Source organism: Paucibacter soli (assembly GCF_037482845.1).
GTDB lineage: Bacteria > Pseudomonadota > Gammaproteobacteria > Burkholderiales > Burkholderiaceae_C > Paucibacter_B > Paucibacter_B soli.
On sequence record NZ_JBBHJW010000001.1, the window covers coordinates 716,361 to 730,158 of the forward strand.

Below are 13,798 nucleotides of genomic sequence, written 5' to 3' on the forward strand. Positions count from 1 at the left end.
AGCGCGCGATGCTTGCCAAGATTGCCGCCTTCGAGGCGCGCTACCAGCTGCGCTCGCCGCTCTTTGCGATGGCCTTTGCGCTGTTCTTCCTGATGACCTTTGGCGCCGTCACGATCGAGGAAATCCAGATCGGCGCCAAGGGCAATGTCAACATCAACTCGCCCTACGCCATCCTGCAGACCCTGGGCACCATGAATCTGCTGGCGATCTTCGTCGTCACCGCCTTCGTCGCCAATGTGGTGATACGCGACGACGAAACCGGCTTCGCGCCCATCCTGCGCGCCACCCGCATCAAGAAGTTCGACTACCTGCTGGGACGCTTCATCGGCGCGTTTGGCGTGGCCTTTCTGGTCAGCTGCGCGGTGCCGCTGGCGATGCTGATCGGCTCGGCCATGCCATGGCTGGACGCCGAGAAGATCGGCCCCCTGGTGCTCTCGCACTACGCCTGGGCGCTGCTGGTCTACACCCTGCCCACCCTGCTGGTGATGAGCGCCGGCTTCTTTGCGCTGGCCACCGCCACGCGCTCGATGATGTGGACCTATGTGGGCGTGGTCGCCTTCATGGTGCTCTTCATCACCAGCCGCGTGATGCTGGCGGATCCGGCGCTGGACACGCTCTCCTCGCTGGCCGACCCCTTCGGCGTGGGCGCGTTGAGCCGCGTCACCAAGTACTGGACCAGCGCCGACCGCAACAGCCAGCTGCCCGCGCTGCAGGGCGTGCTGCTGTGGAACCGCCTGCTCTGGCTGGGCGTGGGCGCGGCGTTGTTCGCGCTCGCCTACGGCCTGTTCCGCTTCGATGCCAAGGGCGCGAAGACCGAGCGCGCCAGCCGCCAGGCCGCCGGCGATGCGGCGCCCGCGCTTAAAGCCCTCGCCAGCCCCAGCCATGGCGGCCGCGCGAGCTGGCTGCAGTTCAAGGCGCTGACGCGCTTCGACATGGCCTTTGTGTTCCGCAGCCCGGCCTTCTTCGTGCTGCTGGCGCTGGGCGTGTTCAACGCCATCGGCGCGATCTCGCTCACCGGCGAGACGCGCGGCGTGGCCTATCTGCCGGTGACGCGCGCGGTGGTGGAGGGCCTGCTGGGCGGCTTCACCTTCATTCCCATCATCATCGCCGTCTACTACGCCGGCGAGTTGGTGTGGCGCGATCGCGAGCGCCGCATCCACGAGATCGTCGACGCCACGGCCGCGCCGAGCTGGGCCTTTCTGGCCCCCAAGGTGCTGGCCATCACCCTGGTGCTGCTGGCCACCCTGGTGGTGGGCGTGGCCACCGGCATGGCGTTCCAGCTCTACCACGGCTACACCCACGTCGAGTTGCCGGCCTATCTGCTGTGGTTCGTGCTGCCCAGCCTGATCACCGCCTTCCTGCTGGGCGTGCTGGCGGTGTTCGTGCAGGCCCTGGTGCCGCACAAATTCGTCGGCTGGGCGCTGATGCTGGTCTACACGGTGCTGGGCACCACCATGGCCACCATGGGCTTCGAGCACAAGCTCTACAACTATGCCGACGGCGCCGCCGTGCCGCTCTCCGACATGAATGGCATGGGCCATTTCTGGATCGGCCGGGCCTGGCACCAGGGTTATTGGCTGGCCTTTGCGGCGATGCTGCTGGTGCTCACCCACCTGCTGTGGCGCCGCGGCGCCGAGACCAGCCTGCGCCCGCGCTTGGCGCGCCTGCCGGCGCGGCTCAAGGGCCTGCCCGGCGCCCTGCTCGCGCTCAGCACGCTGAGCTGGCTGGGCCTGGGAGGCTGGATCTACTACAACACCAACATCCTCAACGACTACCGCACCCAGCCGGCCGAGGAACAGCGCCAGGCCGATGCCGAGCGCGCCCTGCTGCCCTTCGAGAACCTGCCCCAGCCCTCCATCACCCATGTGACGCTGAAGGTCGATCTCTACCCGCAGCAGATCCGCGCCATCGCAGAGGGCAGCTACCAGTTGGAGAACCGCAGCGGCCAGGCCCTGAGCGCCGTGCATGTGCGCTTTGATCCGGACCTGAAGGTGCAGCAGCTGGAACTGGACGGCGCCACGCTGGACAAGGAATACGCGGCCTACGGCTACCGCATCTACCGCCTGGCCACGCCGATGCAGCAGGGCGAGCAGCGCGTGCTGCGCTTCAAGTTCCTGCGCGAGGAGCCGGGCTTCGTCAACAGCCAGCCCTTCACCCGCATCGTTGCCAACGGCAGCTTCCTCGACAACTTCGAGCTCACCCCGGTGCTGGGCGTGAGCCGGCGCCCCTTTTTGCAGGACCGCAGCAAGCGCCGCAAATACGGCCTGCCGGCCGAGCTGCGCGTGGCCAAGCTGGAAGACCAGGCGGCCAACGCCCACCATTACCTGCGCCACGACAGCGACTGGGTGACGGCCGACATCACCCTCACGACCGATGCCGACCAGACCCCGCTGGCACCGGGCTACACGGTCAGCGACACCACGCTCAACGGCCGCCGCACCCTGGTGACCAAGACCGAGGCGCCGATCCACAATTTCTTCTCGCTGCAATCGGCGCGCTACGCCATCCTCAAGGAGCAGTGGCAGGGCAGGAGCGGTGCACCGGTGGAGCTGGCCGTCTACCACCACCCGGAACACGCAAGCAATGCCCCGCGCATGCTGAAGGCGATGCGCACCGCGCTGGAGCTGTACGGCACGGCCTTCTCCGACTACCAGTTCCGCCAGGCCCGCATCCTGGAGTTCCCGGCCTACCAGCGCTTTGCCCAGGCCTTCGCGGGCACCATGCCCTACTCGGAGGCGATCGGCTTCATCCAGGACTTCAAGCAGGAGCGTGCCGACGAGAACATCGACCTGGTCAGCTATGTGACCGCGCACGAGATCGGCCACCAATGGTGGGCGCACCAGGTGGTGGGCGCCGACAAGCAGGGCATGACCCTGCTGTCGGAATCCTTCGCCCAATACTCGGCCCTGCTGGTGATGGAAAAACTCTACGGCCGCGAGCAGCTGCGCCGCTTCCTCAAGCTGGAGCTGGACCGCTATCTGCGCGAGCGCGGCGGCGAGACGGTGGAAGAGCTGCCGCTGGCGCGCGTGGAAAACCAGGGTTATGTGCATTACCGCAAGGGCGCGCTGGTGATGTACTGGCTCAAGGAGGTGCTGGGCGAGCAGGTGCTGAACCGCGCGCTGCAGAAGCTGCTGGCCGAGTACGCCTTCAAGGCCGCGCCCTACCCCGCCGCCACCGACTTCCTGCGCCTGCTGCGCGCCGAGGCCGGCCCGCAGCACGAGCAGCTGATCGCCGATCTGTTCGAGCACATCACGCTCTACGACCTGAAGGCCAATGACGCCAAGGCGCGCAAGCGCGCCGATGGCCGCTACGAGGTGACGTTCAGCGTCGAGGCGAAAAAACTCTACGCCGATGGCAAGGGCAAGGAGACCGAGGCGCCGCTGGACGAGGGCTTCGAGATCGGCGTGTTCAGCGCCGAGCCCGGCAAGCCCGGCTTCAAGAAGAGCGCGGTGCTGCTGCTGGAGCGGCGCGCGCTGAAGTCCGGCAAGCAGCTGTTCAGCCTGGTGGTGGACCAGGAGCCCAAATGGGTGGGCGTGGATCCTTACAACATGCGCATCGACCGCAACTCGGACGACAACCTCAGCAAGGTGGCCATGCAATAGCGCTTGCCTGCCCTGCCGAATGACATTAAAGTGATATCACCTTTATGGGAGAGATCACATGCAAGTGCGGCAGGAGATTCGTTCCGAGAAAGTGGCCAGCACGGCCAATGGCTATGCGGCCGTGCTGCTGGGCCTGCTGGGCATTGCCGGCGGCCTGGCGCTGCTGGCCACCGGTGCCGAGGCCGGCACGCTGGCCCGGATACTGGGCGGGCTGGCGCTGCTGATCGCCGCGGCGATCGCCCTCGCCGGGCTCTATATGCAGCAGCCCAACGAGGCGCGCATCCTCACCCTGTTCGGGCATTACAGCGGCACTGACCGCCAGGACGGCCTGCGCTGGGCGAACCCGCTGAAGCTCAAGCGCAAGCTCTCGCTGCGCGCGCGCAACCTGAACGCCCCCACGCTGAAGGTCAACGACAAGCGCGGCAATCCGGTGGAGATCAGCGCCGCGGTGGTCTGGCGCGTGCAGGACACCGCGCGCGCCATCTTCGAGGTGGATGACTTCGAGGCCTATGTGCGCATCCAGGCCGAGGCCGCAATCCGCCATCTGGCGGCCCAGTTCGCCTATGACGAGGGGGATGACCTGGATACCGGCGAAACCACCTTGCGCGCCGGCCAGGACGAGGTGGCCGCGGCCCTGGTGGCGCAGCTGCAGGAGCGCTTCGAGCAGGCCGGCGTGCGCGTGCTGGACGCCAAGATCACCCACCTGGCCTATGCGCCCGAGATCGCCCAGGTGATGCTGCGCCGCCAGCAGGCCGACGCCATCATCAGCGCGCGCAAGAAGATCGTGCTGGGCGCGGTGAGCATGGTGGAAGAGGCGCTCAAGGGCCTGAGCGAGCGCGACATCGTGGTGCTGGACGACGAGCGCAAGGCGGCCATGGTGTCCAATCTGCTGGTGGTGCTGTGCTCCGACAAGGAGACGCAGCCCATCGTCAACACCGGTACCTTGTACAACTGAGCCCCGCATCCGCCCCGCATGGCCAGCCCCGACAAGAAGAATTTCGCGCTGCGGATCGACCCGGCCCTGTGGGCCGAGATCGAGCGCCTGGCCGCGCAGGAGCTGCGTTCGGCGAACGCGCAGATCGAGTACCTGCTGCGCGACGCGTTGGCCAGGCGCGGCATCAAGCCGGCGCCCCAGAGCGTCCCACGCGGGCGCCCGCCGGCAAGGCGCGAACCCGAATAGCCTCTTCAGCCCTGCGGCCGCTCGCCGTACCAGGCCTGCCAGGGCTGCACCCGCACCAACTCGCCCTGGGCATGGCGGCGCAGCAGCTCGTGCAGCTGCGCCGGCTTGAGCGGGCGCGAGAGGCCGAAGCCCTGGAACAGGTCGCAGCCCATCTCGACCAGGCATTGCCGGTCGGCCTCCATCTCCACACCCTCGGCCACCACCAGCATATGCATGGCATGGGCGACGCGGATGATGGATTCGACCAGCATGCGCCCATCCGGGCTGCCCGCCAGGCCGTTGACGAAGAGCCGGTCGATCTTGAGCTTGCGGCAGCGCATGCGGCGCAGATAGGCCAGCGAGCTATAGCCGGTGCCGAAGTCGTCGATCGCCAGCACATAACCCTGGCTCTGCAGGGTCAGCACGATGGAGTCGGGCTTGTCCAGGTCCTCGAACACCGAGGACTCGGTGAGCTCGAACTCCAGGCTGGCCGGCCCCAGGGCCAGCTCGTTCAAGAGCGCCAGAAAGCGTTCGCGCTGCTGGGCGCGCCGGCATTGGCGCGAGGAGAGATTGATCGCCACCGGCGGGCAGTTCAGGCCCAGGGCATGCATGGCGTCGAGATCGCGGCGCAGCACGCGCAAGGCATGCAGGCCCAGCTCGACGATCAGGCCCGAGGCCTCGGCCACCGGGATGAACTCGGCCGGCGAAACCCAGCCGCGCTGTAAATGCTGCCAGCGCGCCAGGCCCTCGAAGCTCACGAGCCGGCCCTGGGCATCGAACAGCGGCTGATAGGCCAGCTCCAGCGCGCCCGCCTGCAAGGCCTCGCGCAGGTCCTGCTCCAGGCGCAGGCGCGCGCGCTCGCCCTCGCCGAACTCGGGCGAGTAGAGCTGGTAGGCGTCCTTGCCGAGGCGCTTGGCATGCACCATCGCGGCATCGGCGCATTGCATCGCCTCGGCGGCATTGCCGGCATCGCGCGGCACCAGGGCCACCCCCACCGAGGCGCTGACGCGCAGCCAGTTGTCGCGATCGCCCACCGGCTGCGGCAGCAGGGCGAGCACCTGGCCGGCCATGCGGCGTGCCTGCTCCTCGTCCACCGGCGCCTCCATCAGCATCGCGAACTCGTCGCTGGCCAGGCGCGCCACGGTATCGCCCGAGCGTGCCAGGCTGCGCAGGCGCTGCGCCACCGTCTGCAGCACCAGGTCGCCGCAGGCATGGCCGTCGTTGTCGTTGATCTGCTTGAAGTTGTCGAGGTCGATCACCAGCAGGGCCAGGCCCTGCCCATGGCGTGGGCCGCGCTGCACCGCGCGCTCCAGCGCGAGCCGGAAGGCCTCGCGGTTGGGCAGGTCGGTGAGGGCGTCGTTGAGGGCCAGATAGCGGGTGCGGCGCTGCGCCTCGCGCACATCGGCGCGCAGCCGGCGCGCGGTCAGCCAGGCCAGGCCCAGCGCCGCCACCAGCATGCCCGAGGCCACACCGACGAAGCGCAAGAGGTCGATCCAGATGCCGTCGCGGCGCGCCTGCACCACCAGCCGCCCGACGCTGGTCTGGTTGGCCTGCACCGCCGCCACCACCTCCTGCTGACCCGCCATGCGCTCCAGCCAGCCGCGCTCCAGCCGCACGCGCTGGTAGCCGCTCAGCGTGCTGCCATCGGGGCGGAACAGCACCGCATTGACGATCTCGGGTGCATCGTCGAAGGCGCTCAGGATCTCGGCCGCGTCGTCGCGGTTGTCGAACACCATGGCGGCCGAGGCGGTGCGCGCCACCAGATTGACCTGGGTCTGCAGATCCTCCTGGAAGCGCTCTGCCAGGGCCAGGTATTGCGCCAGCGTGAGCAGCAGGGCAAAGGTCAGCAGCGCGCCGATCGCCAGCATGGCATCGCGCTGGCGGTAGAAGAAATTCTGCAGATCGAGCTTGTTGATGATCATCGTCAGGTTCAGGCCTTGCGCACATAGCGGGCGAGCCGCAGCAACTTGGTGCTGATCTCCAGGCCGGCGCGACGCGCCGACTCCAGGCCGATGTCGAAGACCACGCGGCCGTCCTCGATCTGCAGGCTCAGCATCGCGCCCAGGTTCAGCATCGCCGGCGCCTCGGTGACCAGCAGCACCGGCTTGTCGGCCACCGCGGCGCGTGGCACGTCGAAGCCCGCACCCACCAGCGCGACATGGCAACCGCTCAGCTGCTCGCCGCGCACGCGCCGCAACTCCAGCGCGTGGCCGTTGATGCGGCGCCCGGCCAGCCCCTCCAGCGCGGTGGCCAGCGGCCCCTCATCCGCCAGGCACAGCTGCAAGGGCTGGCCCTGCGCCAGCGCGGTGGCGGGCCATTCCACGAACAGCAGGCTGCGAAACACGATCTGCGCCTTCAGCTCGTCCGGGGGCTGGGGCTGGGCCGTCGCCATCATCTGCGCGCACAGCAGCGCCCCTGCGCACAGCAGCTGGCAAGGGCTCAGGTGTATTGCGCTCGGCCACATGGTTCAGAAGCGCGTCTGCCAGTCCAGGTGCAGCGAACGCCGTGGCCGCGGCAGACGCGTGGACGGCGTGTCGGGCGGCGCGGGATCGAAGTTGAGGCGGTCGGTGGCGTTGAGCACCCGCAGGGCCAGGTCTTGCCCACGCCAGCCGCTGTAGCGCAGCACCGCGTTGAGGCTGTACAGCGCCGGCACCGCGCCGCGGCCGAGGCGCCGGTCCATCGCCAGCCACTCGGTTGCGAGCGTCCAGTCGGGCCGCAGCGGGGCGATCAGATGCCCCTTGAAGAGCCAGCGCGGCGAGTTGCTGAGCCGCGCGCCCCCGCTGTCGCGCGCGTCTGCCAGCGAGAGATTGGCGCGCCACTGCCAGCCCGAGGCATGCCGCTGCTCCAGGCCCAGGTCCAGGCCCCGGGTGCGCACGCGTGCGACATTCTCATAGCGCGACAGGCCCTCTTCGCCCTGCAGCGGCACGAACTCGATCATGTCGCGCATGCGCGTGAGGTAGGCGTTGAGGCTGAAAGCCAGGTCGGGCCTGAGCGCGCGCTCCCAGGCCAGCTCCAGCGTGCCGAGCCTTTCCGGCGCCAGGCCGGGGTGGGCCTGCTGGGACACCTCGTCCGCATAAAAGCGCTCGGCCAGATTGGCGGGCCGGAAGGCGCGCCCGGCCATCAGCTTGATGGATTCGTCCTGGCGCGGCCGGTAGACCAGGGCCAGGCGCGGCGACCATTGCGCCGCGCGGTCCTGCACGCGGTCCAGGCGCAGCCCGGTGGTGAGCTGCCATTGCTCGGAAAGATGCCAGGAGTCCTGCGCGAACAGGCCCAGGCTGCGCAGCGGCTCGTCGCTGTCCAGCAGCAGGCGAAAGGGCTGCTCGTCGAAATTGCGCTGCACGCCATGGCGCAGCACACGCGCATCGAGGCCCAGCGCCAGCTCATGGTTGAGCCAGCCGCGCCATTGCGCGCGCGCCTCCAGTCCCAGCCAGCGCGCCACCGCCTCGTCGCGGTTGATGAGGAGCAGCGGCGCGTCGTCGCTCTCGCCGGCATAGACATAGCGACCATGGAAGCCGCTGCGCGCCAGCGCGAGGCGCAGGCTGCGGCGCCAATCGCTCGCCCAGGCGTCGTCGTAGGCGACCTCGCCGTACAGGTATTGGTCGCGGTAGTCGGTGCCCGGCGCGCCCGCCAGGGTACCGAAGGGCGCGGTGGCGATGGCCTTGCTGCGCACCATGCTGGCGGCCGAGACGCGCCAGGCGCCCAGCCGGTATTTCAGGAAGGCGCTGCTGTAGGACAGGCCATCCAGGCCGGCCAAACTGCCGGCAGGCAGGCCCAGCTCGGGCAGCTCCAGGGTTTCGCCGCGCGCATGCTGAATATTCAGGCCCACGAACAGGTCGCCGCCGCCCAGCTCGGCGCTGCCGTACTGCAGCATGGCGCGGCGCTCGCCAAAGCTGCCCAGCGAGCCCTTAAGCCGCCAGCCCGACGCATCGGCGCCATCCAGGGTGACGAGATTGACCACGCCGAACAGCGCATTGCCGCCGTACACCGAGGAGCCCGGGCCATGCACCAGCTCCACGCGTTTGACCCAGTCGGCCACCAGCGGGAACTCGAACTCGGGCAGGGCCTGGTCGTAGAGCGCATCGTTGACGCGAAAGCCGTCGATCGCCACCAGCAGGCGCGCGTTGTAATCGCCGGGCCGGTTGAAGCCGCGCACACCCACGCTGGAATATTGGCGCGTATTGCTCATATAGATGCCGGGCAGGCGCTCCAGCATCTCGGCCACCGTGACATGGCCCAGCAGCGCCGCCTCCTGGCGCCCGAACACGCTCACCGCGGCCGGCGCATCGAGCAGGCTCTGGGCAAATCGCGAGGGTCCGAGCACCTCCTGGCGCAGCAGGCTTTCGAGTGCGGCTTCGTCGTTGTCCGCCGCGGCATGGGCGATGTTCGCCAGCAAGGCCAGCGATCCCAAACGCAGCAGCCCCAGCAGAGCTTGTCTCATTGATATGTTGGGCCTCACCGGACCCTTGGCAGCTGAGCAACTACTCTACGGCCTGCGATACGGAATGTCACACGCGGAGCACGCTCAGCCGCGATTTTGTTCCTGTTGCGCCGCATTGCTGGCGGCGCCCTTGGCGGCAAAGCTCTCGCGCAGCCGCTTGAGCTTCTCGCGCGGGTCTTCCTTGCTGCCACTTTCGTGCAGCTTCATCTCGGCGATGAAGCGGCTGGGGATGCCCATCACCAGCTCGCGGCTCTTCTTGCGGCGACGCAGCGTACTGACGGCCAGCGTCGTCCGAGCTCGTGTAATACCCACATACATCAGGCGGCGCTCTTCCTCCAGGCGCTGGGCGGTCATCTCCTCCTCGTCGGCCTTGAAGGGCAAGAGCCCCTCGTTGACGCCGGCCAGGAACACATGCGGCCATTCCAGGCCCTTGCTGGCATGCAGGGTGGTGAGCACCACCTGGTCCTGCTCGTCGCCGCGCTCGGCCAGCGAGAGGATCACGCTGATGGTCTGCGCCACCTGCAGCACGGTTTGCTTGGGCTCCTCGAAGGTGCTGCCGCCGTCCTGGGTGATATGGCCGCCGCAGCGCTTGGCGACCCAGTCGACAAAATCCAGCACATTGTTCCAGCGCGCCGCCGCGGCCTTCTCGTTCTCTTCGTTGTCGTAGAGGTGCTGCTCGTAGCCGATGTCCTTGAGCCACTCCATGAAGAGCGCCTTGGCGTCCTCGCCGCCCTCGGTATGGCGGGCCTTGTACTCTAGATCGTTGATGTAGCGGCCAAACTCGTGCAGCGAGCCGATCGCCTTCTTGCTCAGCACGGTGATGAGCGAGTCGGAGAACAGCGCCTCGTACATGCTGACCTTCCACTTGCCGGCGAACTGGCTCAGCGAGCCCAGGGTCTGGTGGCCGATGCCGCGCTTGGGCGTGGTGATGGCGCGCAGAAAGGCGGGGTCGTCGTCCTGGTTCACCAGCAGGCGCAGCCAGGCGCACAGGTCCTTGATCTCGCTCTTGTCGAAGAAGCTCTGGCCGCCGCTGACCTTGTAGGGGATCTCGGCGCGGCGCAAGGCCTGCTCGAAGATGCGCGCCTGGTGGTTGGCGCGGTAGAGGATGGCGAAGTCGGCGAACTTGACTGCCGCGCCCAGGTTGGCGCGGATCGCCTGGATGCGCGCCACCGCGCGCTCGGCCTCATGCTCCTCGCCGTCGGCTTCCAAGAGCGACACCGGCTCGCCGTCACCAAACTCGCTCCAGAGCTTCTTCTCGAACAGCTTGGGGTTGACGGCGATGACGTTGTTGGCGGCGCGCAGGATGTTGCCGGTGGAGCGGTAGTTCTGCTCCAGCGGGATCACCTTGAGCTGCGGGAAGTCCAGCGGCAGGCGCTTGAGGTTTTCGATGGTGGCGCCGCGCCAGCCGTAGATGCTCTGGTCGTCGTCGCCCACGGCGGTGAACATGGCGCGTTCGCCCACCAGCTGTTTGAGCAGGTCGTACTGCACCGCGTTGGTGTCCTGGTATTCGTCCACCAGCACATAGCGCAGCTGATCCTGCCACTTGCCGCGCGCCTCGGCGTCTTCGGTCAGCAGCTTGAGCGGCAGGCTGATGAGGTCGTCGAAGTCCACCGCCTGGTAGGCCGCCAGGCGCTCCTGGTAGCGGCCCATCACCACCGCGGCGACGCGCTCGTTCTCGTCCTTGGCGGCCTTCATCGCCTGTTCGGCGTTCAGGCCCATGTTCTTCCACAGCGAGATGGTCCATTGCCAGGAGCGCGCCTGGTTGGCGTCGGTGGTGCCACCGGCATCGCGCAGCACGCCCAGCACATCGTCGCTGTCGAGGATGGAGAACTGCTCCTTCAGGCCCACCCGCGTGCCCTCGGCGCGCAAGAGCCGCACGCCCAGGCTGTGGAAGGTGGAGATGGCCAGATCCTTGGCGGCGCGCGCACCCACCAACTGCTTGGCGCGCTCGCGCATTTCCTGCGCAGCCTTGTTGGTGAAGGTGATGGCGGCGATGTTCTTGGCCTGGTAACCGGCCTGCAGCAGGCGCGCGATCTTGGTGGTGATGACGCGCGTCTTGCCCGAGCCGGCGCCGGCCACCACCAGGCAGGGGCCATGCAGATGGTGCACCGCCTCCAGCTGGGCGGGGTTGAGGGTTTCGGCCATGGGCGAGGGAAGCGAGAAGCAATAGGCCCGCTGCCAAACGGCAGCAGGGGCGCGCATGATAGCCAAGCAGCCTGACAGCGGGGGCTATTCGCGCTTGCCGCGCCCCCAGCTGAGCGCCTGCAACACGCCCAGCGTGCCACCCACCGCGGCCAGCGCCACGCCGAAGTGCAGCCACAGGCGCGCGCCCTGCACATAGTGCTCGCGGTCGCTGCTGAGCAGGAACTGCCAGGCCGAGAACACCTTGTCGTACTTGACGATCAGGTGTTCGGTGCCGAACCAGAACAAGGCCGCCGCCGCGGGCACGGCCAGCAGCAGCAACAGCAGCATGCGGCCGCGCCGCGCCGGCAGGCGCAGCAGACCGGCCAGCGCGCTGCCGCACAGGCAGCTCATGCAAAGCCCCAGCGCCAACAGGCTGCTGGCCCAGAGGCTGCCATCCTCGGCCATCAACTCCACCAGATTGTCGGTGGCGGCCGCGTCCACCACGATGTGGTGCAGGGGCCAGGCCAGCAGCAGGCTCATCACCAGCCAGTACAGCAGATCGTCGATGCGGCTCAGGCCGGCGCTGAGCCGCACCAGCAGCATCGCGCCCAGCAGCTGCAGCAGCAGCACCGCGTGCAGTGCCAGATAGCGGCCCAGCAACTCCCAGTCCCAGGGCCAGTCCAGCGTGGGCGAGCCCAGGATGTCATGCAGGCTCTCTTCGGGCACGGCCAGGCGCAGCATGGCAAAACAGAGCAGCCCATGCATGGGCAGCAAGAGCGGAAAGCGCAGAAACCAGCGCCGCTGCCCGGGCAGCAGCAAGGCCTGCGGCCAGACCGCCAGGCCCAGCATACAAGCCGACAGCGCCAGTGCCGAGCCCCAGCCCGCCGGGCCCGGGGCCAGCAGCTCGCGCAGGTTGTAGGGCAGGCCGGGCAGGCGCAGACCGAGGTACAGGATCAGCGTCAGCCCCAGCAGCATGGCCAGCAGGCGGCGAGCATCGGGCAGGCCCTCGGCCATGACGGACGGCGCGCGGCGGCGCGGCGTCGAGCCCTGCGATGCGGGCGGCGGGGCCGGCATCGGCCCATGTCCCGCCGCCTCGGGCGAACTCAGCACCCAACACCCCATGCGCCAGCCCAACCAGGCACCAGCCAGGTTCAGCGCCGCGTCGGTGAGGTCGGCCACCTTGCCGGGCAGCCCCAGTTGCAGGCCCTCGATCAGCAGCGCCCAGGCGAGCGGCAGCCACCACAGTACGGCCCAGCGCTGCCGCCGCCCAAAGGCCAGACTCATCAGCACGCCGGCGGGCATGAAGAAGCCGATCTTGCGCAAGGCCTCGTTGGTGGCATGGAACTCCGAGCCGGCGTAATAGCTGGCGAGCGGCGGGCGTGACAGAGCCTCCCACAACGCCGCGGCGTTGAAGCGCTGCGCCTCGAAGTCATACGGGAACCAGAACACGCCCAGCAACACCAGCCCCCAGAGCAGCAGCAAGGCCCGCCAGAGCGCCGGCGTCGCACCGATCGCCCCTTGCTGCAGCGTGGCGCGCCGCAGCGGACCACAGCACAGCACACCGATCCAGCCGCCCACCCCGGCCAGCAGCACATCGGCGCTGTCGGTCACACGCGAATAGACGAACAGCTGCAGGAATTCGATCAGTGCCGCCGCCAGCAACACCCTGGCCACCACCGCGCGCGTGCCGAGGCGATCACGCCAAGCCCAGAGCATCCCCACCGGCACCCAGACCAGCACGTCGGTCGTAATCTCATACAACTGCTGCACCGCGCTGCCATGCAGGGCCGAGAAGGGCAGCAGGATGACCCGGCCCTCGCGCCACTTGTGATACAGCTCGACCGGGCTGATGGTGAGATCCAGGGGCAGCAGATTAAAGCCCAGCAGCAGCAGCAGATAGGCCTGCAGCAAGCGACCGATGCGCGAGCGGCGCGTCATCAGACCCTCCACCAGCTCCAGCCAGGCCTGGGCATAGGGGCCGCGCAGCACGAACAGCGCGACTCCCAGCAGCCCACCCAGCGCCTCGGCCAGGATGTCGTTCTGCGACACGGTGCGGCCGGGAAAATAGAGCTGGCTGAACTCGATCAGTAGCGCCAATGCCACGGCCAGTGGCCAGATCAGGGCGGCCCAGCCCAGTCGCAGGCGCAGGCTCATCTGTATACCGTCCAGGCTCAGGCCGGCCAGCAGGGTGAGCGGGATGAAGAGCAGCAGATTTGCTACCCAATCGGCGCGCGAACCTATGCCCAGGTCCAGCCAGGGCACGGCCGCAAAGGCCTGCAGCGCATCCGGCAGCGGGCGCCAGACAAAGTGCAGCGGCACCAGGCTGCCATAGATCACAAACAGCAGGTAGAGGCCAAACAGACGGCGGCGTTGGCGCAGCGACTGCTGATGCGGTGTGCGCGCTCGTTGCGGGTGTTCTGGTGTGGTCACGCGCCGCATTATGGGTGCCGGCCGGCGCGCCGACGGAACCTATGA

At 68.2% G+C, this 13,798-nt stretch carries 8 protein-coding genes; 3 read left to right on the plus strand and 5 right to left on the minus strand.

Going from position 1 to position 13,798, the window contains the following annotated elements:
- Positions 1 to 8 precede the first annotated feature (8 nt).
- Genes WG898_RS03400 through WG898_RS03410 form a run of 3 tightly spaced genes read left to right on the plus strand, consistent with a single transcriptional unit; the run spans position 9 to position 4,782 of the window.
- Complete coding sequence (locus WG898_RS03400) at positions 9 to 3,602, plus strand: ABC transporter permease/M1 family aminopeptidase (RefSeq protein WP_339601336.1); 3,594 nt, start codon at positions 9 to 11, stop codon at positions 3,600 to 3,602.
- A 58-nt stretch (positions 3,603 to 3,660) separates the two neighbouring features.
- On the plus strand, positions 3,661 to 4,557 hold the full coding sequence (locus tag WG898_RS03405; protein ID WP_339601337.1) for an SPFH domain-containing protein: 897 nt from the start codon (positions 3,661 to 3,663) through the stop codon (positions 4,555 to 4,557).
- A gap of 18 nt (positions 4,558 to 4,575) precedes the next feature.
- Positions 4,576 to 4,782: a type II toxin-antitoxin system antitoxin gene (locus tag WG898_RS03410; protein WP_339601338.1), complete on the plus strand. Its 207-nt coding sequence runs from the start codon at positions 4,576 to 4,578 to the stop codon at positions 4,780 to 4,782.
- A gap of 5 nt (positions 4,783 to 4,787) precedes the next feature.
- On the opposite strand, the gene WG898_RS03415 is transcribed toward WG898_RS03410, so the two are convergent.
- From WG898_RS03415 to WG898_RS03435, 5 genes are all read right to left on the minus strand, one after another.
- On the minus strand, positions 4,788 to 6,683 hold the full coding sequence (locus WG898_RS03415) for a putative bifunctional diguanylate cyclase/phosphodiesterase (RefSeq protein ID WP_339601339.1): 1,896 nt from the start codon (positions 6,681 to 6,683) through the stop codon (positions 4,788 to 4,790).
- 8 nt (positions 6,684 to 6,691) lie between these two features.
- On the minus strand, positions 6,692 to 7,225 hold the full coding sequence (locus WG898_RS03420) for a YfiR family protein (RefSeq protein ID WP_339601340.1): 534 nt from the start codon (positions 7,223 to 7,225) through the stop codon (positions 6,692 to 6,694).
- 3 nt (positions 7,226 to 7,228) lie between these two features.
- Complete coding sequence (locus WG898_RS03425) at positions 7,229 to 9,199, minus strand: TonB-dependent receptor plug domain-containing protein (RefSeq protein WP_339601341.1); 1,971 nt, start codon at positions 9,197 to 9,199, stop codon at positions 7,229 to 7,231.
- 84 nt (positions 9,200 to 9,283) lie between these two features.
- Positions 9,284 to 11,344 carry an ATP-dependent helicase gene (locus WG898_RS03430; RefSeq protein ID WP_339601342.1) on the minus strand — a complete coding sequence of 687 codons (2,061 nt, stop codon included), beginning with the start codon at positions 11,342 to 11,344 and terminating at the stop codon, positions 9,284 to 9,286.
- Between the two features lie 84 nt (positions 11,345 to 11,428).
- Positions 11,429 to 13,753 carry a VanZ family protein gene (locus WG898_RS03435; protein ID WP_339601343.1) on the minus strand — a complete coding sequence of 775 codons (2,325 nt, stop codon included), beginning with the start codon at positions 13,751 to 13,753 and terminating at the stop codon, positions 11,429 to 11,431.
- Positions 13,754 to 13,798: the final 45 nt, after the last annotated feature.

Coding starts and splice junctions, on each gene's coding strand:
- WG898_RS03430 (WP_339601342.1), bottom strand. CDS start 11,344: ATGGCCGAAACCCTCAACCCCGCCCAGCTGGAGGCGGTGCACCATCTG.
- WG898_RS03400 (WP_339601336.1), top strand. CDS start 9: ATGCTTGCCAAGATTGCCGCCTTCGAGGCGCGCTACCAGCTGCGCTCG.
- WG898_RS03420 (WP_339601340.1), bottom strand. CDS start 7,225: ATGTGGCCGAGCGCAATACACCTGAGCCCTTGCCAGCTGCTGTGCGCA.
- WG898_RS03405 (WP_339601337.1), top strand. CDS start 3,661: ATGCAAGTGCGGCAGGAGATTCGTTCCGAGAAAGTGGCCAGCACGGCC.
- WG898_RS03425 (WP_339601341.1), bottom strand. CDS start 9,199: ATGAGACAAGCTCTGCTGGGGCTGCTGCGTTTGGGATCGCTGGCCTTG.
- WG898_RS03410 (WP_339601338.1), top strand. CDS start 4,576: ATGGCCAGCCCCGACAAGAAGAATTTCGCGCTGCGGATCGACCCGGCC.
- WG898_RS03415 (WP_339601339.1), bottom strand. CDS start 6,683: ATGATCATCAACAAGCTCGATCTGCAGAATTTCTTCTACCGCCAGCGC.